Genomic DNA, 22,446 nt, shown 5'->3' on the forward strand with positions numbered 1-22,446 from the left:
CCGGAGGGTATGAGGATGGTAAGGCTCAGGTAAGTTAGGGCAGCCTCACCAAACTGGATCGCAGGGAGCCCGCATGCGTGCCGTCCGTCTGACCGTCGTCGCCGCCGCCACCGCGGCCGCACTGACCGCCCTGTCGGCCTGCACCGCCAAGAGCGAGGCCGAGGACGGCGACGCCATCCAGGTCACCGCCGCGGACTCCACCTGTGACACCTCCGCCACGTCGGTCCCCGCGGGCCAGGTCACGCTGAAGATAGAGAACAAGGGCTCGAAGGCGACCGAGGTCGAGATCCTGTTCCCGGACGACCGGATCGTCTCCGAGAAGGAGAACATCGGCCCGGGCACCAAGTACACGCTGACCGCCGAGGTGAAGGCGGGCTCGTACGAGATCGCCTGCCGCCCCGGCATGAAGGGCCACGGCGTCCGGCAGCCGCTCACCGTCACCGGCGGCGCCGCCACCACCCGGCGCGACCCCGCGCTGGACAAGGCGGTCGCCGAGTACCGGCAGTACGCGCAGGACCAGGCCGACGCCACCGTGCCGCTCGCCCGGAAGTTCGCCGACGCGATCAAGGCCGGCGACCTCGACGCCGCGAAGAAGGCCTACGCCCCCTCCCGTCTCGGCTGGGAGCGCACCGAGCCGGTCGCCGAGTCCTTCGGTGACATCGACCCCAAGACGGACACCCGCGCCGACGGCCTGGAGAAGGGCCAGAAGTGGACCGGCTGGCACCGGCTGGAGAAGGCCCTGTGGGCCGACAGGAAGATCGGCGCCGCGGAGAAGACCCTCGCCGGACAGCTGGTGACCGACCTGACCGACTGGCAGAAGCGGGTCGGCACCGCCGACATCACCCCGACCTCCATGGCCAACGGCGCCAAGGAGCTGCTGGACGAGGTCGCCACCGGCAAGGTCACCGGCGAGGAGGACCGCTACTCGCACACCGACCTGGTCGACTTCAAGGGCAACGTGGAGGGCGCGCAGAAGGCGTACGAGCTGCTCAAGCCGGTCGCCGCGAAGAACGACCCGGCGCTCGTCAAGGAACTGGACAAGCAGTTCGCCGCGCTCGACGGCGTGCTGGACAAGTACCGCGCGGACAAGACGTCGTACGAGTTCGTCTCCTACGACAAGGTCACCGGCGAGCAGCGCAAGGAGCTGTCGGACGCGGTGAACGCGCTCGCCGAGCCGCTGTCCAAGCTCGCCGCCGCGGTCGTGAAGTAGGAGCGGGAGTCGATGACCGAGGCTCAGGAGACCAGGCCCTCGCGCCGGGCGCTGATCGGCTGGGGCGGGGCCGGGATCGCGCTCGGCGCCGTGGCGGCCGGGGGCGCGGTGGCGCTGACCAACGCCGGCTCCGGCACCGCGGAGGCGGCCGGTCCGGACGGCGCGGTGGAGTTCCACGGCGCCCACCAGGCCGGTATCGCCACCCCCGTGCAGGACCGGCTGCACTTCGCCGCGTTCGACGTGAAGACCGACGACCGCGCGGAGTTCGTCCGGCTGCTGAAGGACTGGACGGCCGCGGCCCGGCGGATGACCGCGGGCAAGGCGGTCGGCGAGGGCGCCTACGGCGGGCTCGCCGAGGCCCCGCCGGACGACACCGGCGAGGCACTGGGCCTCAGCCCGTCCCGGCTGACCCTGACCATCGGCTTCGGACCGTCCCTCTTCGACCGGTTCGGGCTGCGCGAGCAGCGGCCCGCCGCCCTCGCCGACCTGCCCCACTTCCCCGGGGACAACCTGGACAAGGCCCGCACCGGCGGCGACCTGTGCGTCCAGGCCTGCGCGGACGACCCGCAGGTCGCCGTGCACGCGATCCGCAACCTGGCCCGCATCGGCTTCGGCAAGGTCGCCGTGCGCTGGTCCCAGCTCGGCTTCGGCAAGACCTCCTCCACGACCCCGGACGCGCAGACCCCGCGCAACCTGTTCGGCTTCAAGGACGGCACCCGCAACATCGCGGGCACCGAGACCGACCGGCTGAAGAAGTTCGTGTGGGTCGGCGAGGGGGACGGCCCGGACTGGATGACCGGCGGGTCGTACCTGGTCGCCCGGCGCATCCGGATGAACATCGAGACCTGGGACCGTGCCTCGCTCCAGGAGCAGGAGGACGTGTTCGGGCGGGACAAGCGCGAGGGCGCGCCGGTCGGCAAGGCGGGCGAGCACGACGAGCCGTTCCTGAAGGCGATGAAGCCCACCGCGCACGTGCGCCTCGCGCACCCGGACGCCAACGGCGGGATCACCATCCTGCGCCGCGGTTACTCCTTCACCGACGGCACCGACGGCCTCGGCCGCCTCGACGCGGGCCTGTTCTTCCTGGCCTACCAGCGCGACGTGCGCGAGGGGTTCATCCCGTTGCAGCGCAGGCTGGCGGCGCACGACGCCCTGAACGAGTACATCCAGCACGTGGGTTCGGCGGTCTTCGCGATCCCGCCCGGGGTCCGGGACGCCGCCGACTGGTGGGGCCGTTCACTGTTTTCGAAGGAGGCGTAGCCCGTGTTCTCCAACTACCTGATCGGCCTGCGTGAGGGGCTGGAGGCGTCCCTCGTCGTCTGCATCCTGATCGCGTACCTGGTCAAGACCGGGCGCCGGGACGCGCTGCGGCCGGTCTGGACCGGCATCGGCATCGCGATCGCCCTGGCCATGGGCTTCGGCTGCGCGCTCGAATTCGGCTCGCAGGAGCTGACGTTCCAGGCGCAGGAGGCGCTGGGCGGCTCCCTGTCGATCATCGCCGTGGGCCTGGTGACCTGGATGGTGTTCTGGATGCGGCGCACCGCCCGGCACCTGAAGACGGAACTGCACGGCAAGCTGGACGCGGCGCTCGCCATGGGCACCGGCGCGCTGGTCGCCACGGCGTTCCTCGCGGTCGGCCGGGAAGGCCTGGAGACGGCGCTGTTCGTGTGGGCCTCGGTGCACGCGGCCGGCGACGGCACCCCGCGCCCGCTGATCGGCGTCGCCCTCGGCATCGCCACGGCCGTCCTGCTGGGCTGGCTGTTCTACCGGGGCGCGCTGCGGATCAACCTGGCGAAGTTCTTCACCTGGACCGGCGGCATGCTGGTCGTGGTCGCCGCGGGCGTGCTGGCGTACGGCGTCCACGACCTCCAGGAGGCCGACTGGATTCCCGGCATCACGCGGCTGGCCTTCGACATCAGCGGCACCATCCCGCCGGACAGCTGGTACGGCACGCTGCTCAAGGGCGTGTTCAACTTCCAGCCGGACCCGACGGTCGTTCAGGTCACGGTGTGGGCGCTGTACTTGGTCCCGGTGCTCACGCTGTTCCTCGCCCCGGTAGGGTTCGCCTCCGGGAAGGGGAAGGTGAAGGAACCCGATGACCAGGGAACGCAGTCCTCGACGGCTTCGGCGGCGCGGCCGTGACGCACTGATGGCGGCCACACTGGCCGCGCTGTCCCTCACGGCGAACGGGTGCGTGGTGGTGCACGGGGAGCGCGAGGTGCTGCCCGGCGCCACCCGGGCCGAGGCGACGAAGGCGCTGGCCGCCTTCACCGACGCGTACAACAAGGCCGACAAGGCGTACGACCGCTCCCTCGACGCGCCCTACGTCACCGGCCCGCTCGCCGACATCGACGGTGCCCGGCTGACGGCGGGGCACGTCAACAGCCCCTCGGGGAACGCGAGTCACGTCCCGCTGAAGCTGACGGACGTGAAGATCACCATCCCGAAGAAGGCCGGCTGGCCCCGCTGGTTCGTGGCGGACGCCCGCGGCAACAAGGGCGGCGACTACCGCTGGCTGCTGGTGTTCACCCGGGGGGACCTGGGCGAGCGCTGGCGGGTGGCGTATCTGACGCTGGTCGCGCCGCGCGACGTACCCGAGTTCGAGAAGGACGAGGACGGCTGGGCGCAGGCGGTCCCGGCGGACTCGGCGGGACTGGCCGCCGCGCCGGCCGAGCTGAGCCACGCCTACGTCTCCTACCTCAAGAAGGGCGGCGAGGACTTCGCCGACGGGCCGCGCACGAGCGCGCTGCGCACCTACCGCGCGAGCATGGCGCGCAAGCCGGGCCTGGTGCGCCAGTACATCGACCAGCCCCTGACCCGCGGCGACTACGCGCCGCTCGCCCTGCGCACGGCCGACGGCGGCGCGCTGGTCTTCTTCACCACCCACCACTACGAGAAGCAGACGGCGGCCGCGGGCACGTCCGTCCCCGCCCCGAGCAAGGCGGTCCAGGCCCTGACCACCGGCGACATCCACCAGTCGCTGACCCTGGAGTCCATAGCCAACGAGGTGGCCCTCGACCCGGCGGGCAAGGGGAAGATCTCGATGCTGGGACAGGTGCAGGGGCTCACGGCCGCGAAGGGCGAGTAGCCGGCTCAGTGGCGCAGCGGCCAGGCCGGGTCCATGTGCGGGGAACCGTCGCCGGCGTGGCGGGCGCAGGCGTCGGTGAGGGCTTCCAGCAGGGTCAGCGGCTCGGGGAGCGGGTGCTCGGGGCCGCGTACCCAGCGGACCCCCTGGTCGTCACCGGGGAGGCGGGCCGGGGGGACGAGGACGTAGGAGCCCCGGCAGTGCCAGCGCAGCCCCGGGTGCTCGGCCATCGTCTCGGGGTGGCAGTCCAGCTCGCAGGGCCACCACTCGTCCTCGTCCTCGGGGGTGCCCCGGGTGAGGGTGAAGAACAGCATCCGGCCGTCGTCGCTCTCGGCCACCGGCCCGACCTCGACGCCCTCCGCGAGCAGCCGCTCCAGCGCCTCCCGGCCGGCTTCGAGGGGCACGTCCAGGACGTCGTGGACCATGCCGGTCGCGGTGATGAAGTTCGCCTCCGGCTGGTGCCGGGCCCACCGCTCGATCTGGGCGCGGTCGGTCGTGGACTGGGTCTGCCAGGCGAACGACACCGGGTGCCGGGCCGGGGTGGGACAGCCCACACGGTCGCAGGAGCACCCGTAGCCGGGGGCGGGGTGCGCGGCGGGCGCGAGCGGCAGTCCCGCACCGGCGGCGGCGAGCAGCAGGGCCTCACGGCCGCCGTCGTCGGCGGCTTCCTTCGGGCGACGTCCACGCAGCCACTGGGAGAGTCTGCCCTGCCGGCCGCTCCGGCCGCCGAACGTCCCGCTCATCTATCCCCTCGCCTCGCTGGTGTGCGGACAGCATGCCTCATGGTCCCACCTCCGTGCGCTTCGGGGGGCGGCAGGCGGATACGGGAGGGATTTCGGCGAGACGTACCTCACACCGCGGGGCGCCCGGACGCGCCGGCGCACACCACCGGGCCCGGAGGATCACCGCGGGGGCCAGTCCGCGCCCCAGTCCGTGTCCCGCGCCGCCCGGTACAGGTCGCCGTGCCGCTTGGTGACCGTGGTGCGGCGCAGGGCCTCGTCCCGCTCGCAGAGGTCCAGCAGCACCTGGCCCTTGCGGATCTGGGGCCGCCGTACCACCCGGGCGGGGGCGGGCTCGGCCGGCAGCCGGGTCGCGGCGACGTAGGAGAACTTCTCGTCCTCGTACGCCAGCGAGCCGCCCTTGACCCGGCGGTGCAGGGAGGAACGGCCGACCCGCGCGGCGAAGTGGCACCAGTCGCTGCCGGGCACGATCGGGCAGGCGGCGCTGTGCGGGCAGGGCGCGGCGACCCGGAACCCGGCCCGGATCAGCCGGTCGCGGGCCTCGATGACCCGCGCGTACCCGGCGGGCGTCCCGGCCTCCACGATCACGACGGACCGCGCGGCTTCCGCGGCGGCGTCCACGAGCGCCGCGCGGTCGGGCTCGGCCAGCTCGTTGAGCACGTACGACACCGTGAGGAGGTCCACCGGCTCCAGTTCGAGCGCCGTGCCGATGCGGGCGCGCTGCCAGCGGGCGCTCCGGAGGGCCGGATTGGCGGCGGCCAGCTCCCGGCCGAGGGCGAGCGCGGGCTCGGCCCAGTCGAGCACGGTCACCGGCCGCTCCCCGGCCCAGGTGTCGGTGACCGCCCAGGTGGCCGCCCCGGTGCCGCCGCCGACGTCCACATGGCTGCCGGGCACCCAGCCGGGCACCGCGTCCGCGAACGCCGCGAGCGCCGAGCGCACCGCCTCGAAGGTGGCCGGCATCCGGTAGGCGGCGTAGGCGGCGACGTCGGCGCGGTCGCGCAGGATCGGCGCGTGCGTCGGGGTGTCGCCGCGATAGGCGGCGATCAGCCGTTCGACGGCGCCGGCGGCCTGGGTGGGCGGCAGCCCGTCGAGCAGTTCGGCGAGACTCCTGCGCAGGGCTTCGGCCGGTTGTACGGGGTCGTTCACCCGGTGATTCTATGGCGCCCGCCGCGCGCGCCCCTCCGGCCGTGCCCCGCTCACACCACGGCCCGCGCCAGCCACGTCCCCATCCGCGCCCGCGGCAGGCTGTCCGCCGGCCGCCTGCGCGGATGCACCGCGTTGGCCAGCAGCACCAGGAAGGTGTCCGTCGCGCGGTCGACGACCAGGGAGGTGCCGGTGAACCCGGTGTGGCCCGCCGCGCCCGGGCCCGCCAGCTCGCCCATGAACCAGGGCTGGTCCACGGCGAAGCCGAGCCCGGGCGGGGAGAGCAGGAGGTCCACGAAGTCGGGGCCGAGGATGCGGGCGGTGCCGTAGGAGCCGCCCGCGAGCAGGGTGCGGCAGAAGACGGCGAGGTCGCCCGCGGTGGAGAACAGCCCGGCGTGGCCGGCGACCCCGCCGAGCGCCCAGGCGTTCTCGTCGTGCACGACGCCCCGCAGCATGCCGCGGTCGGCCTTGGCCCACGGCCGCCACTGGTCCTCGGTGGCCGCGGCCCCCGGGCAGGGCCCGAACCGGGTGGCGGTCATGCCGAGCGGCCGGGTGATGCCCTGGTGCACGAGGGCGTCGAGAGGACGTCCGGTGACGCGCTCCAGAACGAACTGGAGCAGCAGCATGTTCAGGTCCGAGTACCGGTAGCTGCCCCGGGCGCTCGTCGGCGCCTCGGCGCGCAGCAGCGCCAGCCGGGCGGCGCGGTCCGGGCAGTCGTACAGCGGGAGTTCGGGCCGCAGTCCGGAGGTGTGGGTGAGCAACTGCCGCACGGTGATGCCGTGTTCGGCGGCGCCGCGGAACTCGGGCAGGTAGTGGCCGAGCTGGGCGTCCATCCCCAGGGTGCCGCGCTCGATCTGCTGCACGGCGGCGACCGAGGTGAACAGCTTGGTCAGCGAGGCCAGGTCGAAGGGGGTGCGGACGGTGGCCGGGACCCGGTCGGCGGGCGGCAGTTCGACGCCGGTGCCGGTCTCGGGGTCGCAGGCGGAATACCGTACGGCCCAGCCCGCGGCCTCCGCGACGGCGATCACGGGCCCGCGTCCGGCCAGCACGACCGCGCCGGGCGCCCAGGGGCGCGGCCCGTCGGTGAGGGCGTGCACCTCGCCGACCAGCCGGCCGAGCGCGGCGGGGTCGAGCCCGGCCCGCTCCGGCGTGCCGGCACGCAGTTTCGGGGCGCTCAGTTCTCGTCTCCTTCCGACCCCGCACGGGTGTGCTCCCGCGTCTTCCAGGGACGGCACATTCCCATGAAGCAGGCCCCGGCGACCAGTGCGCCCGCCAGTTGGACGACGGCCATCGGGACGGCGGTGCGTTCCCCGGCGATCCCGACGAGCGGTGAGGCGACCGCGCCGACGAGGAAGGAGGAGGTGCCGAGCAGCGCGGAGGCGGACCCGGCGGCGTGCCTGGTGCGCAGCAGGGCGAGGGACTGGGCGTTGGGCAGGGTGATGCCCATGGCGGACATCAGGACGAACAGCGCCGCGGCCACGGGCACGAGATGCGCCTCGCCGAAGACGCCGCCGGCCAGCAGCAGCAGCGCGGTGGCGGCGAGCACGATCACGGCGAGCCCGGTGGCCAGCACCTTGTCCAGGCTGACCCGGCCGATCAGCACCTTGCCGTTGATCTGCCCGGCGATCACGAGACCGACCGAGTTGAGGCCGAACAGCAGGCTGAAGGTCTGCGGGGAGGCGCCGTAGATCTCCTGGATCACGAACGGCGAGGCCGACACGTAGGCGAACAGCGCGGCGAAGGCGAAGCCGCCGGCCAGCATGTAGCCGGTGAAGGGCAGGTCGGCGAGGAGCGCCCGCATCGAGCGCAGCGCGTGGGCCGCTCCCCCGCCGTGCCGGTCGCCCGGCGGCAGGGTCTCGGGCAGCCGCAGCCAGACCAGCGCGCCGAGCAGCACCCCGACCACGGTGAGCACCAGGAAGACCCCGCGCCAGTCGGTCACCCGCAGGATCTGTCCGCCGATCAGCGGGGCCACGACCGGCGCGACGCCGGAGATCAGCATCAGGGTGGAGAAGAAGCGGGCCATGGCGACGCCGTCGTAGAGGTCGCGGACGACGGCCCGCGCGATGACGATGCCGGCCGCGCCCGCGAGGCCCTGCGCCAGCCGGAAGGCGACCAGCGTCTCGACGTTGGGGGCGACGGCGCACAGCGCGGTGGCGACCACGTTGACGGCGAGGCCGGCCAGCAGCGGCCGGCGGCGGCCCCAGCGGTCGCTCATCGGGCCGACGACCAGCTGGCCGAGGGCCATGCCCAGCAGGCAGGCGGTGAGGGTGAGCTGGACGGTGGCGGCGGGCGCGTGCAGGGACCGGGTGACCTCCGGCAGCGACGGCAGGTACATGTCCATGGCGAGCGGGGGTGTCGCGGTGAGGCCGCCGAGGACGAAGGTCACGAGGAGGCCGGTGCGGCGGGCGGCGGGGGTCGCGGGTGGTACGGCGGTGTCCTCCGTCTGCGGTGTCGGTGCCGCCGCGTGCTCGGGCATGAAGTCCCCTCCCAGGTCTGTCGTTGCGGTCACCATGTTCCCAGCTCGAACGATCCATCGGGGAACGCGTGAGCGACAGGGGCACGGAGGGGCGCACAGGGAGCACTCGCAACCGTATGGCGGACAGATGATTCCGTATGACGGACATCGCGCCTACCCTGCGGTGGCATGACCGATACGCAATCGAAGATCGCGGTGGTGACCGGCGCCGGTTCCGGGATCGGCCGGGCCGTCGCCCTCGAACTGCTGCGCACCGGCTGGTCGGTGGCGCTGGCGGGCCGGCGGGCCGAGACGCTCCGGGAGACGGCGGCGCTCGCGGCCGGGGCGCCCTCGCTCGCCGTGGCCACCGACGTCTGTCGGCCCGAGGACGTGGCGGCGCTGTTCGCGGCGGCCGTGGACCGGTTCGGCCGGGTGGACCTGCTGTTCAACAACGCGGGCACGTTCGGACCGGGCGGGGTCCCGGTCGAGGACCTGCCCTACGACGCCTGGCGGCACGTGGTGGACACCAACCTCAACGGGGCGTTCCTGTGCGCGCAGGCGGCGTACCGGACGATGAAGGAGCAGGACCCGCGCGGCGGCCGGATCATCAACAACGGCTCGGTCTCGGCGCACACGCCCCGCCCCCACTCGGTCGCCTACACCGCGACCAAGCACGCGCTGACCGGCCTCACCAAGTCCCTCTCCCTGGACGGGCGTCCGTACCGGATCGCGGTCGGGCAGATCGACATCGGCAACGCCGCCACCGACATGACGGAGCGGATGCGGTCCGGCGTGCTCCAGGCGAACGGGGAGACGGCGCCCGAGCCGATGATGGACGTGGCCGATGTGGCGCGCACCGTACGGCACATGGCGGAGCTGCCGCTGGAGGCGAACGTGCAGTTCGCCACGGTGCTGGCGACGGGGATGCCGTACATCGGGCGCGGCTGACGGTCCGGCCGACCGGAATTCCGACGTCCGCGGTATTGCGGCTGCTTGAGCCTCCGTGTTCCACTCTTCTCCACGAAAGCTCCACAGTTGGAGCACGTGGGTTCCGGAGCCGCATCGAGGGGGGAGACGGCGGCCGTTGCGCATCCGAGGCGCAACGGCCGCCGTCCGGCTCAGCGCCGGTGCCGGCCGGACGGCTCCGTCGGGGCCGGGGGCTCCTCGGGGCCCGCGTCCGCCTGGTGCGGCACCTGCGGCCTACCGGTCGCCGCGCTCGCCCCGCGGGCCGCGAGGGCCCGCCGGCGGCGCCGTACCAGGAAGCCGCCCGCCGCGGCCAGCAGTGCCGCCGTGCCCGCCGCGCCCTCCACCAGGCGCCCGGTGGAGGGGCCCTTGGCCGGCGCGCCCGACGCCCCGGCCGCCGCCTGCCCGCCGGCGTGCGCGGGCGCCGGGGTCGCCGGCGCGCCGCCCTCGCTGAGCGGCTCGACCAGGGTGCCCACCGGCTGGACCGAAGCGCCGTGCGTGAAGCCCCAGTCGAGCAGGGCGGCGGTCTGCTCGTAGACGGCGTTGCTGCCGGTGACCGGGTGCATGACCGTGACCAGCAGGGTGCGCCCGCCGCGGGTGGCGGCGCCGGTGAAGGTGTTGCCGGCGTGGCTGGTGTAACCGTTCTTCACGCCGATCAGGCCGTCGTACGTCTTCAGCCCCCACGCGCCGGTCAGCAGGCGGTCGGTGTTCTGGATCTGGAAGGTCTTCTTGCCGCCCGCCGGGAAGTCCGCGACGCGGGTGCCGCAGTAGCGCCGGAAGTCGGGGTCGCGCAGCCCGTGCCGGGCGAAGAGCGTGAGGTCGTACGCCGAGGACAGCTGGCCCGGGTGGTCGAAGCCGTCGGGGCTGACCACCTGGGTGTCCAGGGCCTGGAGATCCCGCGCCCTGGCCTGCATCTCGGCGACGGTCTTCGCGATGCCGCCGTTCATGTGCGACAGGACGTGCACGGCGTCGTTGCCGGAGCGCAGGAACACGCCCTGCCACAGCTGCTCGACGGTGTAGGTGATGCCGGCCTTGATGCCGACGAGGCTGGAACCCGCCGGGACGTCCGAGATGTCGGAGTCCTTGACGGTGTACCTCTCGGTCCGGTCGAACTTCTTCAGCACGGTGTCCGCGAACAGCATCTTCAGCGTGGACGCGGGCGCGAGGCGCTGATGGGCGTTGCAGGAGGCGAGCACCTCGCCCGTCGTGCCGTCGGCGACGATCCATGCGCGGGCCATGAGCTCGGGGAGCCTGGCGGCGCCGTTCAGCTGGACTCCGCGCCGGGCCAGCCGGGCGCCGCCGACGGCGGTGGGTTCGGCGAAGGCCGGGGCGGCCGCGGACAGGGGCAGGGCGGCGGCCGTCAGCCCGAGGACGGCACGCCGGCTGAGCCGGGATGATTCGCGCACCCCGGGACGGTACACCGCGCCGAGCAGCGGATTCCGCACCATCGGGCGGTGACCGTCAGGGAATTTGCCACGTTATGAAAATCTGACCGGATAACGTGAGTCACGTGACGTGAGCAGCCTCACGCCTGGCCGGTCTCGAAGCGTGAGATCCGCCCCTCCTCGTCCACGGTGAAGCTCCACCGGGTGCGCATCTCGCCCCACGCGTCATTGCGGTAGCGGGCCACCAGCGAGCGGCCGTCCCGGCCCTCGCTGTCGACGTCGAGATGGCCGTTGGACGAGAAGATCTCCCGGTCGATCCAGTCACCGAGATCGCGGTCGGAACCGTCGTCGGACATGGTCGCGTCCGGCGCGAGCAGGGCCAGGAAGCCGTCGCGATCATGGGCGTTGACGGCGCTGACGAAGGCCCGGACGGCCGGATCGCTGAGTCTGGCCGGCTGAATGGTCATGGCGCCAGGCTCACACCGCCGCCACGCCCCCGCCACCGGGGCGGCCCGCGGGGGGGTCCGATGGTGTGACGGCCGTGACGGTGGTAACACGGGGAGGGCCTTGTACTTCACATCCCGTTGGGGAGTCACCGTGACCTGTTACGACCGACGTGATCTGGGCCTGCTGCTGCTCCGGCTGGGGACGGGCGGGGTACTGGCGGCGCACGGCGCGCAGAAGCTGTTCGGCTGGTTCGGCGGACACGGGCTGGAGGGCACCGGCCAGTTCATGGAGTCCGTCGGCTACTCACCCGGCAAGGCCAGCGCCACGGCCGCGGGCCTCGCGGAGGCGGGCGGCGGCGTGCTGCTCGCCCTCGGTCTGGCCACCCCGGGGGCGGGCGCGGCGGCCGCGGGCGCGATGGCCGGCGCGGCGGCGGTGCACGCGCCCAACGGCTTCTTCGCCCAGGAGGGCGGCTACGAGCACGCGGCCACCCTGGGCCTGGCCGCCGCCGGCCTCGCCGTCACCGGACCGGGCCGCCTCTCCCTCGACCACGCCCTCGGCCACGTCCTCGACCGCGGCTGGATGGTCCCCGCCGCGCTCGCGGCCACGGCGGCGGGCACGGCCCTGGTGGTGGGGGCCCGCACCAGGCGGGTGCGGGCGAAGCAGGCGGGGGAACAGGCGGCGCTGTTCGAGGAGGAGAGCGTCAAGGAGGACTGACCGGCGGGCGCCGGGGGGAGGCGGCGCGCCGCCGGGACATGGCACCCTGCGGGGATGACCGACCAGCTTCCCGATTCCGCCCCCGCGCCGCTCTGGCCCACCGTCGACGAACTCTTCACCCGTCTGGAGGCCGGCCGGGTCCACTTTGGCCAGGAGGGCCTGCTGCTGCGCATCCTCAAGCTGTCGGAGGAGGTCGGCGAGGTCGCGGAGGCGGTGATCGGGGCCACCGGGCAGAACCCCCGCAAGGGCCTCTCCCACACCTGGGACGACGTCCAGGCGGAGCTGTGCGACGTGGCCATCACCGCCCTGGTGGCGCTGCGCACCCTCACCCCGGAGGCCCGTGAGGTGTTCGCACGGCATCTGGCGGGCGTGCGGGACCGGCCGCTGAAGCCGTCGTCGTAGGGCCGTCAGGTCAGTCGCCGTAGGGCCGTCAGATCAGTCGCCGTAAGGCCGTCAGGTCAGTCGCCGTAGGACCGTCAGGTCAGCGGCACGCCCGCGCCCTCGAGCCGGCGGCGCTCGTCGGGCGTGAACGTCGGCCCGTCCGTCGGCGGCCGCCGGGGCCCGAGGGCCGCCGCGAGCAGCACGTCCGGGCGGACCAGGACGGTCGGCGGAGCCTTGAGGGTGAGCACCTCGGTGAGGGCCGTGGCGACCCGGAAGCTGCCGATCGCGGTGTACGACAGCCGGCTCACGTACCGGTGCAGCAGCCGGTCGCCGAGGTTCGGCCGCCTGCCCTGCGTGGTGGGGTGGTGCAGGTCCTGTCCGACGGCGAGGGACCAGGCGACGTCGACGGGCCGGGCGATGGCCCGCTGGGCCCGCCGGGCGAGCCCGTCCGTGAGGCCGCCGGCCGCCAACTCACGCAGCGCCAGCGCGCCTTGGGCCGCCACCGACATGCCCTGCCCGTAGATCGGGTTGAACGCGGCCACCGAGTCGCCCAGCGCGACCAGCCCCTCGGGCCAATTCCTCAGACGCTCGTAGTAGTGGCGCCGGTTGGTCGTGGTGCGGGTGACGGTGACGCCGGTGAGCGGTTCGGCGCGGGCCAGCAGCTCGGCGACGAGGGGGTGGCGCAGGCCGCGCGCGTACGTCTCGAACGCGTCGGGATCGGCGGTGGGCCGGCAGCCGGGCGGGCCGTACAGGCTCACGTGCCAGCGGTCGCCCTCGATGGGCACGATGCTTCCCGCGCCGCCCGGGCGCCGCGGGTCGGCCAGTATGTTGACCACCGGCCAGCCGTCGGTGGCGACCGGGGCGCGGTAGATCCTGCTGGCGTACGCCAGTCCGGACTCGATGCGGTCCTCGGCGAGCCCGGTGACACCGAGTCCGGCCAGCCAGCGCGGGGTGCGGGTGGCGCGGCCCGAGGCGTCGACGACGAGGTCCGCGGCCAGCTCGGTCTCCGTGCCGTCGGCGGCGCGCAGCCGCACGCCGGTGACGCGGCCGGGCCCGCCGAGCAGCCCGACGGCCCGGCAGTGGGCGCGCACGCGCACCCGGGGGTCGTCGAGCACCTGCCGGCGCACGACGTGGTCGGTCAGGTCACGGCCGGCGGCGATCAGGTACCGGGTGTCCCTGCGCCAGCGCCGGTACCAGCCCTCGGCCGAGAGGTAGACCATGTTCGTCGTCATGGGCACCCGGTTGGCGCCCGCCGCCACCAGCCGCCCGATGGTGCCGGGCAGCAGGGCCTCGATGGCGTCCGCGCCGCCGGACAGCAGGGGGTGGACGTGCGCGGCCTGCGGCACACCGGTGCGGGGCTCGGGACCGGCGGGCAGCTCGTGCGCCTCGATGATCTCGACGGCGTCGACGCTGTCCTTGACGGCGGCCGCGGCGAGCATGCCGGCGAGACTGCCTCCGACGACGACGGCGCGGGTGGGCCGCGCGACGGCGCGGGTGGGCTGCGGACGGGGCTCAGTCACGGTGGCTGCTTTCTGCCTGGGCGGCGCGGGGGCGCTCGCGGAGGGCGGACAGGACGGGCGAGGACAGGGCCCGGGACAAGGGGATCAGATCACGCGGCTGCCGGGGCGGCGCGTCCGCGGCCCGCCCGGCGCCGGCGGTGCCTGCGGTGCCCGCCCGGGCGCGCCGGGTCCGGGCCGCGACGACCATGGCCGCCTCCGCCGTGGCCTCGGCGGTGCCCGCGTCGTCGCCCCGGTCGAGGGCGGTGCGCAGCGCCCGTTCGCGCACGGCGGGGTCGTAGTGCGGGGCCAGCGCGAGGAGGGCGTCGTAGATGCTGGTCCGGCGGCGGGTGAGCCGTACCGCCGGGGAGGACCACCAGGGCAGGGAGGTGCGGATCGCGCCGGGCGTGGGCACGTCCCTCAGCTCCTCCCACAGCGGTGTCAGCTGCCGCAACTGCCGCAGTGAGCGCACCGATTGGGCGAGCGGCGGACCGGCGAGGGGCACGCCGAAGCCGCACACCACGAAGACGGCGGAGGGGGCGGCGGTCTGCGGGGCGACCTGGTCGATGAGGAAGTCCCACCGGTGCCCGGCCCAACGGCCGCCGATCGCGACGAGTTTGACGACGTCGTAGCACACGTGGAGCAGATAGCCGGGCGCCAGGATGCGCAGTCCGGCCCGCAGCGAGCCGTGGACCTGCTTGGACCAGCGCCAGCACAGGACACTGGTGGCCATGGTGCCCACCCCCTGGGCCACCAGGTAGGTCAGGATCATCTCCCGGATGAACGGGGTGCTCGCGTAGTACCCGTCGAACAGGGTGAGTTGCTCCACCGGGGCGTGCCCGGCCCAGAACAGCGCGTTGATGGCGACGACGACCAGGCCGTAGACGAGGACGCACACCCGCGAGGCGCGCCGGGTCCGTTCGGCGGGCGCCGGACGCCAGTTGACGATCAGCAGCAGGCTGGCGCCGCCGAAGACGGCCAGCGCCGAATAGGCCAAGGGGGCCGCGAAGTTGGGCACCCCGGTCACCCGGTTGAGCTCGGCGATCGAGTCCGGCGCGGCGAAGAAGAAGACCAGCGCGCCGTCGAAGAGCAGCAGGACCACGGAGCCGAGCAGCAGGTCGCGGCGGTGGCGCAGCAGCGCGGGGACCTTCAGCAGACAGATCAGGAGCAGCAGCGCGCCGCAGAGGTAGAAGACGGTGTTGTCGGGTCCGTGGCTCACGGCGGCGGGGGCTCCTCGGGCAACTCGGTCGTGTCCGGGATCAGGAGCCGCGGATGCGGTGGACCAGGGACACCTGGATACGGCCCTCCAGGCGCTCGGGGTCGGCGAGCGACCGCGCCTCGGCCAGCGCCTCGCGCACTGAGGTGGCGAACCGGTACCCGAAGAACTCGGCTTCCTCCTCCTGCCGGACGACGGCCGGGTCGCCGGCGGGGTCGCCGGCCGGGTCGTCGGCCTGGGCGTCGGCTCGCAGGGCGACGTGGAGCCCGAGATCCATCCGCTCCTCCCCCGGCGTCCCGGCCGAGCCGTCGTCACAGATGCCCGCGACCAGCTCGCGCAGGGCGTCCGGCATCCCTTCGCCGAGCGCGCGGGAGGCGGCCGGGCCGTGCGCCGTGAGGGAGCCGCAGTGCCCTTCGAACATGTGCCAGACCTCGTGCCCGATGATGACCAACTGGTGGTCGAGGTCGGTGTTCCGCTCGTACGCGATCACGTCCTGGCCGGCGCGGTCGATCCACAGCCCGCTGGCGAGCTCGGGCGGGAACGCCACGGCGTGCAGCCGCACGGGCCGCCCCCGCACCCGCGTGACGGCCTCGCCCACGGCGGGCAGGAGGGTGTCGTCGCTGTCGGGCACGTCGAGCGCGGCGAGCAGCCGCGAACCGAGCCTGCGCATCGCCCTTCCCCCGGCGCTCACCGCACTCCTCGGCAACGGCGGAGGAACCCTCCCCCGCCCTGACTCCGCAGCGCCGTCGGAAGAGACGGGACGGACTCCACCGGCGTACTCCCAGGATGCGCAACGACTTCAGCTTGACGTGCGCAGGGCACCCTACCGGAGGGGGTGCGGGGGCTCAACGGTGGTTTGTGGCCAGGGGTGATCGCTGTGGCGTCCTATCGCGTTGTGTGTGCGACGCCGATCCGGGAAGATGGTCCGCGCACGGCGCGTTCTGGGCATCTCACGGCGAAATCATGCCGATTGGGCATCCCCAGCACACCACACGCTCACGGGGTGGATGTATGAAGTTCGACATGGGGTCGACGACCCTGTCGCAGCTCGGCAAGAGCACGGTCGGTTCAAGCGACGACCTGGGCACGTTGATCAGATTGCTGATTCAAGCGGCCGAGCCGTTGGAAGGGAAGTTCAACGGGGCGGGCAAGGCGGCATTCGACATGTTCAAGGCTCGTGCCGACGAGATCACCGCTGATCTGAACAGCTCGCTGGGCGCCATCCTGGGCGGCCAGTCCGGTATGGACACCGCGTTCGGCGGCGGGGACGCGGAACTCGGGGACAACGCGCACCAGAACATGGGCATGGCCAACTTCGACGCGGCCCGCTTCGGCGCACGATAGCCGCTCGCGAAGAAGACCTCAGCGCTGCCGCCACCGCTTTCAAGGGGGATCGATCATGGCTCAGAACCAGGACCGCCGCTCGTACGACACCGGCGCCTCCGCCGATGTGCAGACCAGTCTGTCCGCCGTCATCGGCCAGCTGGAACGCGTGCTGAACGACCGCGACCGGGCGGTGAAGGCGGCGATGTCCGACTTCCAGGCCGATGGAGTCTCGGACGAGTACCACGGCAAGGAGGTCCGCTGGCACGCGGCCGCCGGAGAGGTGCGCGAGATCATCGGGCTGGTCCGCAACACGCTGGAGCAGAACGACGGAACCGCTCAGGACACGCTCGCCAAGGCCAGGGCCGCCGTCGACAACATCGGCTGACTCGACAGGACGTGCCATGCCGGACGGGCATCCGGCACGAACGGAGACGAAGGGATTGCCGTGACAGGGTGGGACATTCACCCGGCCGGTGTCGCCAAAGTACTGAGCGAGTGCGGCGCGGCCGCGAAGAACATGTCGGACGCAGGCAGCGCGATGCAGGACAACCTCGAAGACGCCGCCAACTCGGCGGGTACGCTGACCAGCCAGTACGGCCCGTACAGCAACACAGCCGGACTGGTCGGCTCGGCACTCGGCCAGTTCGCCCAGCACTGGAGCCGGGATCTCGTGTACATCGCCAAGCGCACCTCGAAGTCTCTGCACGGCGCGGACGAGGCGACCCGCCATTACATGGCCGGCTCCCTCGAACAGGCTGCGAATGCCCAGCGGGAGGCGGCCAAGGAACCGAAGGTGGACATGCCCGGCGCGCACGGGACGGGCCGGCACGTGAAGGGTCGGTAGCGGTGGGCGACGAAGCGAAGCTGATCGATCCGTCCGGCATCCCGCACTTCATCGGTGACCTGGACACTCTGGACACCGACGTGATGCTGCTGACGGCGAATGCGGACCAGTTCCGTGCGTCCGGCTCCGATGTGCACACGACGTTCCAGCATCTGTCCGCCTTCTACTCCGCGCCCGAGGCGGAGCAGTTGTTCAGCACCACACTCCCGGTGCAGCAGAAATCGGACGCCTTCGCCGAGGGGCTGGAGAAGGTCGCCGGCGTCCTCTCGGACTACGGAATCGAAGTCGAGCCCCTGGCGAGGAAACTGGACTCGCTGAAGGCGGAAGCGACCGCCTTCGTGAACTCGGTGTCCGGGGACGACGACTGGCGCAAGGACTCCCACAAAGTCGACCACAACAACGACCTGTGGCACGACGTCAACCACACGGTGGCCGCCTTTCAGGCTGCCGAGCGCAGGGCCTACAACAAAATCATGGCCCTCATCGGCGGCACCCCGCTGACCGCTGACGACGGAACCCACGGCAAGAACATGTACGGTTTCGACGCCGCCGATCTCGACCAAGCGACGCAGACACCCTGGGGCGCACCGGCGGAGCGGGAGTACGAGGGCTGGAGATGGCTCGTCCACCAGGGCAAACAGGTATGGGACGGCGTCTGGCAGGACGGTGTGATGGGTACCGTCCACGGCCTGGGCACCCTGGTGGGCTGGGACGGCTGGGACGCCGCCGGCCAGGCGTGGGAGAACCTGGCCAAACTCGGTACCGGCATCGTCATGACCATCGGAACCCTGGGCACCTGGGCGTGGGTGTCCGACAAGGATCTCCCGTCCTGGCTGCGTGAGTCCCGCCACGTCCTCAACCAGACCGGCAAGGGTCTCGTCGCCTGGGACCAGTGGAAGACCAATCCGGGCAGGGCAGCGGGCGCCCTCGGCTTCAATGTGCTGACCATCGTGGGCACCGACGGGATCGGCGCCGCGGCCTCGGGCACCGGCAAGGCTGGCGCGGCGGTCCGCACCGCGTCGGTCGCCGGAAAGATCGGCCGGGTCATCGACCCCATGACGTACGTCGGAAAGGCGGGCAAGTTCACCTTCGTCAAGGTGGGCGGCTCCTTCACCGCGCTCAAGAACCTCCGCGCGGGCGCCACCACCGACCTCCTCAAACAGGCCGACGCCCTCCGCTCCCCCAAGATCCCGGCCACCGCCGTCCCCTATGTCGACAAGACCACCGGCAAGGTCGTCTATCTCACGGATGAGGGCCACGTCCTCAACGCGGACGGAAGCCTTCGGCAGCACGTCTCCCAAGCCAAGACGGAGGGATCGGCCGGCGCCCGAGCCGCCCATGACCCCGTAGCGCACTCCTCCGCAGCCGGTTCTCGCATCCCCGAGTTCGCCGGAGCGCACGGCGGGGACGGTTTTCCGGTTCCGGCGGAACGCGGCGTAGGCGGTACGGCGTCTCGTCTTCCCGAAGACAGTGGTGTCGGCGGCGCGTCCGGACATGCCGTCGGCGACACTCCTGGCGTCGGCAGCCGGACGGGCCGCTACGAAACTCCGCGTGATGTTCCGGACCCTGTCCACCACTCAGGCGGCCATGAGGCCGGAACGGGGCATGACGGACCCGGCTCGCCCGCCGAACCACCCGCGGGTTCCCCTCCTCATGAATCGCCCGGCGGACACCCTGCGGACGCGGGGCATGGCGATGCCCCGGGAGACGCCGCTCCGGACACATCAGGCCAAGGCCACCCACACGCTGGAACTCCGGACGGGCCGCCCGACATCGACCCCGCAAAGTACACGCGGAACACCCAGGACCTCGCCCACGCCCACACAGGAGGGATGAAGCCGGAACAGGAGGCCGGTGTTCTCGAGGAACTGTCGCGCGCCAAGTTGCCCGTACCCGATCAGCAGAAGGTTCTTCGCGCTCTGGGCAAGGACCCGTACGGGGCCGGCGTCGCCGAGATGATCTCGCGAGGACACCTTCGCGACGTCGAGGGATACCGGAAGCTGCTGGACATGTGCAAGCAGGGACCGACCAAGGCCGATCCGAAGGGCATGGTGCCGGCTGTGCACATGGCCATGAGGGTCGTCACCGATCTGCAGGAGCGCGGCGTCGGACGTGTCGGGGTGGAACTCGACACGGAGACGTTCGATCTCGACGCCTACACGCGGCATGCCGACGGCTCCGTCGATTACGGATACCAGCTCAAAGACGTCACCAACATTCAGGGCATCAAGAGCGCCGCCGTCAAGGCCGCGAAGCAACTGAAACCCCCGGGAATCGATCACCGCGTGGCAATCCTGGATGTCCATCAGCCGATGGCAGACCTGACACCACGCATGTTCCGAGAGGCAGAGTTCCAGGCGGAGAGAATGGGAGGGTCGTTCCTGCTCCGTTTCACCGATGGTTCACTGACCATCCCGCCGGGCTCACCTACGTTCCCGTAAGGAAACACCATGTCGAGATTGATGCGCTCTCCGAAGGAACGCGGTTCCTGGTTCTGGGATCTCTACGACTTCGCCCCGCCAGGGCTGGAGTCGGCTCTTTCGGTCGCGGCAGGAATCTGCGATGTCCTGGCTCAGTTCGAACTCCTCAAGCCCGTTCAGATCACGTACGACTGGTACGTGCTGGGCTCTGGTACGACTGGGATCACCAGCACTCTCGGGCTCGCAAGGACTCCACTGGGTGACCCAGCTCTCCCGGAGCGGGTCCGAGGCAGCCGCCCCACCGCCTACCCGACTGCCGAAATCGCCGATGTCGATGTACTCGGCAGCGGTACCTGGATCGATGAGGGAGGGCGGCCCCGTACCGAGTACCGCCTGATCGACTTGTCCCTTTCCACGGCTCCCACCGGCCTCTCGGCCGAGCTGTCCGTGCATCACGACATTTGGGGTCAGTACGACTTCGCAGGCCACGCGCATCCCCAGATCCACCAGCACAACGCCCCTCGGCTCGCGGGCGCACTGAAGGAGCTCACCTCCCTGCTCCGCATGCCACCAGAGCCCGGCGAGCCGACGTATTTCGGAACAGCCACGGTTGACGGGCTCGCCGAGCCGGACGTGGATGAGAACGGTATGGGGCCTGACTTGACCGACCGGCTGTGAGGTTCCGAAGGAGAACCAGGTCATGTCAGCCCAGGATTACGACAGCCAACTCCTCGAGTCCGTGGCCGTCCGACGCCGACGCCTCCGTGACGCCCTGTTGTTCGGGGCGCAGCGGCAGCGGCGCACTGTGGATGAGCGGCTCGGGAAGGTATTCGCGGGGGTGGTGATCGCCGCTGTGATGTGTGCCGGGTGTGTGGGGTGGTCTTTTGTGTCGCACCGGGTCATGGGGAAGGCGCCGTACGGAACCTCCGTGCCTGTGCCGACGCCTTCAGCGCCGGCCTCCGAACCGGCCACCATGTCACCACGGCCTGCGGATTCGGCCCGGTGATAGGTTCGGAATCGTGATTTCCCGGGGGACTGCGAGCCGTACGGCACTGAGCCGAGTCACGTTAATCGGGGAGCGGCGACGGGTGGATCTCGTACTCCCGTCCCGGGAGCCGGTCGGTGTGCTGCTGCCCGAAGTGATGCGGCTTCTCGACGACCGGGTGGGCGAGCAACCTCAGGCGCGGCACCTGGTGACGGCCGACGGGAGTGCGCTGGAGCCGGATGCCACGCTGGAGTCGGCGGAAGTACCCGATGGCGCCGTGCTGCGGCTGGTACGTGTCGAAGACGCACCGTCCGCTCCGGTGGTGCACGACGTGAGCGATGAGGCGGCCGGCGATCTGGATGTGCGGGCCTGGCGATGGGACGCGAGGGCGCGGCGGATCGTGGCCGCGGGCGCGGGGGTGGTCTGGGTCTCGGCCGCCGGTCTCATGGCGCGGGCGGGATTCGCAGGGGAGACCGCTGGAGCCGCGCTCCTCGTCACCGCGGCGGTGGCCGCTTTCGCCGGTGTCCTGCTGAGCCGGAGCGGAACGAAGGGGCTTGCCGCTGCCTTGATCATCGTAAGTGCCGCTCCGGGTGTGCAGGGTGCGTGGACCGTTGCCGATACTCACGGGTGGTCAGAGGCCACGCGGTGGGCCATGGTGCTCGCGGTCGTGGTGGTGGCGTTGTCGCTGCTCGGCTGGTTCTCGCCGGCCGGGCGGGGCGCGCTGGTCGGCGCCGGGGCTCTGGCCGGGGCCGGGGTGTGCTGGGAGGCCGCGCTGGCGTTCCAGTCCGCCGACGGGGTGGCACGTGCCGGGGCGCTGCTCGCCGTGGGAACCGTTGCGGCGCTCGGAGTGTTGCCCCGGCTGGCGCTGATGGCGTCGGGGCTGTCCGGATTGGACGACCGGCGCTCAGCGGGAACGTCGGTCAGTCGTTATCAAGTGGCGACCGCGCTCGCGGCCACACATCGGGGGCTGGCGCTGGCGACGGTCGTCATGGCCGCCTCCGGTGCGGTCGCCGGTGTGCTGGCGGTGCGCACGGTGACCGTGTGGACGGTGCTGCTCGCCACCGCCGTCGTGTTCGTCCTGGCGCTGCGGGCGCGTGCCTACCCCCTGGTCGGAGAGGTCGTCGCACTGCTTGCGGCGTCCATGGCAGTGGCCCTGCGACTGCTCTGGTTGTGGCTGGAGCGCTTTGGTGCCGCAGGGCCACTCGCGGTGCTCGGCGTGCTGGCCGTGGTTTCCTTGGGTGTGCTGGCGGTACGGCCGGCCGAGCATGTGCGCGTACGGCTGCGCAAGGCCGGTGACGTGCTGGAGTCGGCGGGTGTGATCGCTCTGTTCCCACTGGTGCTCGGGGTGTTCGGCGTCTATGCGCGGCTGCTCGGCACCTTCTCGTGAGGTGGCGGTGATGACGACTTCCGGCCGTTGGCAGGACGACGTACTGCGTGAGCTGAACGCGGATACGGCCAGTCAGGATTCGTCCAAGGACTCCCGGCCGTCCTTGCCTGTGCGCCGCCCGGACGAGGATCGCCCCCGTCCGGGACGGGCCGGTACGGGCACCCTCTCGTGCCCGGAGCCGGGCGGTGCGCAGTCGCCCACGCACGCCCCGGCCGATGATCCGCAGTCCACGGTGCCCGAGCCGACGCC

23 protein-coding genes and 1 pseudogene are annotated in these 22,446 nt (G+C 72.1%); 15 read left to right on the forward strand and 9 right to left on the reverse strand.

Annotated features, from left to right (window positions below; all coding sequences use genetic code 11):
• Positions 1 to 73: 73 nt before the first annotated feature.
• From efeO to FRZ03_RS32505, 4 genes are read left to right on the forward strand one after another with little or no spacing between them, the layout of a single operon-like run.
• On the forward strand, positions 74 to 1,210 hold the full coding sequence (gene efeO, locus FRZ03_RS32490) for an iron uptake system protein EfeO (protein WP_146468664.1): 1,137 nt from the start codon (positions 74 to 76) through the stop codon (positions 1,208 to 1,210).
• Between the two features lie 12 nt (positions 1,211 to 1,222).
• The gene (gene efeB / locus FRZ03_RS32495; protein WP_146468665.1) at positions 1,223 to 2,470 is read left to right on the forward strand and encodes an iron uptake transporter deferrochelatase/peroxidase subunit; all 1,248 of its coding nucleotides are present in this window, start codon (positions 1,223 to 1,225) and stop codon (positions 2,468 to 2,470) included.
• Positions 2,471 to 2,473: 3 nt separating this feature from the next.
• Entirely contained in the window at positions 2,474 to 3,352 is an 879-nt protein-coding gene (gene efeU / locus FRZ03_RS32500; protein WP_146468666.1) for an iron uptake transporter permease EfeU, read from the forward strand.
• Positions 3,306 to 4,298: an SCO2278 family lipoprotein gene (locus FRZ03_RS32505; protein WP_146468667.1), complete on the forward strand. Its 993-nt coding sequence runs from the start codon at positions 3,306 to 3,308 to the stop codon at positions 4,296 to 4,298. Before efeU ends, FRZ03_RS32505 begins: the two co-directional genes overlap by 47 nt.
• A gap of 5 nt (positions 4,299 to 4,303) precedes the next feature.
• Here the strand turns inward: FRZ03_RS32505 and FRZ03_RS32510 are convergent, their stop codons facing one another.
• The 4 genes from FRZ03_RS32510 to FRZ03_RS32525 all read right to left on the reverse strand — a co-directional run bounded on the left by FRZ03_RS32510 (position 4,304) and on the right by FRZ03_RS32525 (position 8,654).
• On the reverse strand, positions 4,304 to 5,038 hold the full coding sequence (locus FRZ03_RS32510) for a bifunctional DNA primase/polymerase (RefSeq protein WP_146468668.1): 735 nt from the start codon (positions 5,036 to 5,038) through the stop codon (positions 4,304 to 4,306).
• A 159-nt stretch (positions 5,039 to 5,197) separates the two neighbouring features.
• Positions 5,198 to 6,181, reverse strand: a complete 984-nt coding sequence (locus FRZ03_RS32515) for a small ribosomal subunit Rsm22 family protein (RefSeq protein WP_146468669.1) — start codon at positions 6,179 to 6,181, stop codon at positions 5,198 to 5,200.
• 50 nt (positions 6,182 to 6,231) lie between these two features.
• Positions 6,232 to 7,413 (reverse strand): serine hydrolase domain-containing protein, encoded by a 1,182-nt coding sequence (locus tag FRZ03_RS32520; protein ID WP_186785745.1) that lies wholly within the window; start codon positions 7,411 to 7,413, stop codon positions 6,232 to 6,234.
• The gene (locus FRZ03_RS32525) at positions 7,353 to 8,654 is read right to left on the reverse strand and encodes a multidrug effflux MFS transporter (RefSeq protein WP_146468670.1); all 1,302 of its coding nucleotides are present in this window, start codon (positions 8,652 to 8,654) and stop codon (positions 7,353 to 7,355) included. The genes FRZ03_RS32520 and FRZ03_RS32525 overlap by 61 nt, the downstream gene beginning before the upstream one ends.
• 168 nt (positions 8,655 to 8,822) lie before the next feature.
• Here FRZ03_RS32525 and FRZ03_RS32530 point away from each other — a divergent pair, with 168 nt between their 5' ends.
• Positions 8,823 to 9,581 carry an SDR family oxidoreductase gene (locus FRZ03_RS32530; protein ID WP_146468671.1) on the forward strand — a complete coding sequence of 253 codons (759 nt, stop codon included), beginning with the start codon at positions 8,823 to 8,825 and terminating at the stop codon, positions 9,579 to 9,581.
• 170 nt (positions 9,582 to 9,751) lie between these two features.
• On the opposite strand, the gene FRZ03_RS32535 is transcribed toward FRZ03_RS32530, so the two are convergent.
• Together FRZ03_RS32535 and FRZ03_RS32540 are read right to left on the reverse strand one after the other, a co-directional pair.
• Positions 9,752 to 11,044 carry a D-alanyl-D-alanine carboxypeptidase family protein gene (locus tag FRZ03_RS32535; RefSeq protein WP_146468672.1) on the reverse strand — a complete coding sequence of 431 codons (1,293 nt, stop codon included), beginning with the start codon at positions 11,042 to 11,044 and terminating at the stop codon, positions 9,752 to 9,754.
• A gap of 77 nt (positions 11,045 to 11,121) precedes the next feature.
• Complete coding sequence (locus tag FRZ03_RS32540; RefSeq protein WP_146468673.1) at positions 11,122 to 11,448, reverse strand: nuclear transport factor 2-like protein; 327 nt, start codon at positions 11,446 to 11,448, stop codon at positions 11,122 to 11,124.
• Between the two features lie 130 nt (positions 11,449 to 11,578).
• Here FRZ03_RS32540 and FRZ03_RS32545 point away from each other — a divergent pair, with 130 nt between their 5' ends.
• Both FRZ03_RS32545 and FRZ03_RS32550 read left to right on the forward strand, forming a co-directional pair.
• Positions 11,579 to 12,142, forward strand: coding sequence for a DoxX family membrane protein (locus FRZ03_RS32545; RefSeq protein WP_146468674.1), 564 nt, complete (start codon positions 11,579 to 11,581; stop codon positions 12,140 to 12,142).
• Between the two features lie 54 nt (positions 12,143 to 12,196).
• Positions 12,197 to 12,544 (forward strand): MazG-like family protein, encoded by a 348-nt coding sequence (locus FRZ03_RS32550; RefSeq protein ID WP_146468675.1) that lies wholly within the window; start codon positions 12,197 to 12,199, stop codon positions 12,542 to 12,544.
• Between the two features lie 74 nt (positions 12,545 to 12,618).
• Here FRZ03_RS32550 and FRZ03_RS32555 read toward each other — a convergent pair whose 3' ends face one another.
• From FRZ03_RS32555 to FRZ03_RS32565, 3 genes are all read right to left on the reverse strand, one after another.
• Entirely contained in the window at positions 12,619 to 13,962 is a 1,344-nt protein-coding gene (locus FRZ03_RS32555; protein ID WP_146468685.1) for an NAD(P)/FAD-dependent oxidoreductase, read from the reverse strand.
• Between the two features lie 73 nt (positions 13,963 to 14,035).
• Positions 14,036 to 15,238, reverse strand: coding sequence for an MAB_1171c family putative transporter (locus FRZ03_RS32560; protein ID WP_146468676.1), 1,203 nt, complete (start codon positions 15,236 to 15,238; stop codon positions 14,036 to 14,038).
• Between the two features lie 40 nt (positions 15,239 to 15,278).
• On the reverse strand, positions 15,279 to 15,926 hold the full coding sequence (locus FRZ03_RS32565) for a hypothetical protein (RefSeq protein ID WP_146468677.1): 648 nt from the start codon (positions 15,924 to 15,926) through the stop codon (positions 15,279 to 15,281).
• Between the two features lie 320 nt (positions 15,927 to 16,246).
• Between FRZ03_RS32565 and FRZ03_RS32570 the strand changes: the two genes are divergently transcribed.
• From FRZ03_RS32570 to FRZ03_RS39870, 8 genes and pseudogenes are all read left to right on the forward strand, one after another.
• A complete protein-coding gene (locus tag FRZ03_RS32570; protein WP_146468678.1) occupies positions 16,247 to 16,579 on the forward strand; it encodes a hypothetical protein in 333 nt (110 codons plus the stop codon).
• Between the two features lie 55 nt (positions 16,580 to 16,634).
• Entirely contained in the window at positions 16,635 to 16,946 is a 312-nt protein-coding gene (locus FRZ03_RS32575; protein ID WP_146468679.1) for a pore-forming ESAT-6 family protein, read from the forward strand.
• Between the two features lie 60 nt (positions 16,947 to 17,006).
• Positions 17,007 to 17,405 (forward strand): DUF6507 family protein, encoded by a 399-nt coding sequence (locus FRZ03_RS32580; protein WP_146468680.1) that lies wholly within the window; start codon positions 17,007 to 17,009, stop codon positions 17,403 to 17,405.
• Positions 17,406 to 17,407: 2 nt separating this feature from the next.
• Positions 17,408 to 19,846 (forward strand): ICP22 family protein, encoded by a 2,439-nt coding sequence (locus FRZ03_RS32585; protein ID WP_146468681.1) that lies wholly within the window; start codon positions 17,408 to 17,410, stop codon positions 19,844 to 19,846.
• Between the two features lie 9 nt (positions 19,847 to 19,855).
• Positions 19,856 to 20,503, forward strand: a complete 648-nt coding sequence (locus tag FRZ03_RS32590; protein WP_186785746.1) for a hypothetical protein — start codon at positions 19,856 to 19,858, stop codon at positions 20,501 to 20,503.
• Positions 20,504 to 20,525: 22 nt separating this feature from the next.
• Positions 20,526 to 20,831, forward strand: a complete 306-nt coding sequence (locus tag FRZ03_RS40715; protein ID WP_146468682.1) for a hypothetical protein — start codon at positions 20,526 to 20,528, stop codon at positions 20,829 to 20,831.
• 13 nt (positions 20,832 to 20,844) lie between these two features.
• Positions 20,845 to 22,197 (forward strand): type VII secretion integral membrane protein EccD, encoded by a 1,353-nt coding sequence (gene eccD, locus FRZ03_RS32600; protein ID WP_146468683.1) that lies wholly within the window; start codon positions 20,845 to 20,847, stop codon positions 22,195 to 22,197.
• Positions 22,198 to 22,207: 10 nt separating this feature from the next.
• Positions 22,208 to 22,446 (forward strand): annotated as a pseudogene (locus tag FRZ03_RS39870) (hypothetical protein); the annotation flags it as partial.

The organism is Streptomyces misionensis (assembly GCF_007896895.1).
In the GTDB taxonomy this organism is placed as follows: Bacteria; Actinomycetota; Actinomycetes; order Streptomycetales; family Streptomycetaceae; genus Streptomyces; species Streptomyces misionensis_A.

Coding starts and splice junctions, on each gene's coding strand:
- efeO (WP_146468664.1), top strand. CDS start 74: ATGCGTGCCGTCCGTCTGACCGTCGTCGCCGCCGCCACCGCGGCCGCA.
- efeB (WP_146468665.1), top strand. CDS start 1,223: ATGACCGAGGCTCAGGAGACCAGGCCCTCGCGCCGGGCGCTGATCGGC.
- FRZ03_RS32505 (WP_146468667.1), top strand. CDS start 3,306: ATGACCAGGGAACGCAGTCCTCGACGGCTTCGGCGGCGCGGCCGTGAC.
- FRZ03_RS32510 (WP_146468668.1), bottom strand. CDS start 5,038: ATGAGCGGGACGTTCGGCGGCCGGAGCGGCCGGCAGGGCAGACTCTCC.
- FRZ03_RS32525 (WP_146468670.1), bottom strand. CDS start 8,654: ATGCCCGAGCACGCGGCGGCACCGACACCGCAGACGGAGGACACCGCC.
- FRZ03_RS32530 (WP_146468671.1), top strand. CDS start 8,823: ATGACCGATACGCAATCGAAGATCGCGGTGGTGACCGGCGCCGGTTCC.
- FRZ03_RS32535 (WP_146468672.1), bottom strand. CDS start 11,044: ATGGTGCGGAATCCGCTGCTCGGCGCGGTGTACCGTCCCGGGGTGCGC.
- FRZ03_RS32540 (WP_146468673.1), bottom strand. CDS start 11,448: ATGACCATTCAGCCGGCCAGACTCAGCGATCCGGCCGTCCGGGCCTTC.
- FRZ03_RS32550 (WP_146468675.1), top strand. CDS start 12,197: ATGACCGACCAGCTTCCCGATTCCGCCCCCGCGCCGCTCTGGCCCACC.
- FRZ03_RS32555 (WP_146468685.1), bottom strand. CDS start 13,962: ATGCTCGCCGCGGCCGCCGTCAAGGACAGCGTCGACGCCGTCGAGATC.
- FRZ03_RS32570 (WP_146468678.1), top strand. CDS start 16,247: ATGAAGTTCGACATGGGGTCGACGACCCTGTCGCAGCTCGGCAAGAGC.
- FRZ03_RS32575 (WP_146468679.1), top strand. CDS start 16,635: ATGGCTCAGAACCAGGACCGCCGCTCGTACGACACCGGCGCCTCCGCC.
- FRZ03_RS32590 (WP_186785746.1), top strand. CDS start 19,856: ATGTCGAGATTGATGCGCTCTCCGAAGGAACGCGGTTCCTGGTTCTGG.
- FRZ03_RS40715 (WP_146468682.1), top strand. CDS start 20,526: ATGTCAGCCCAGGATTACGACAGCCAACTCCTCGAGTCCGTGGCCGTC.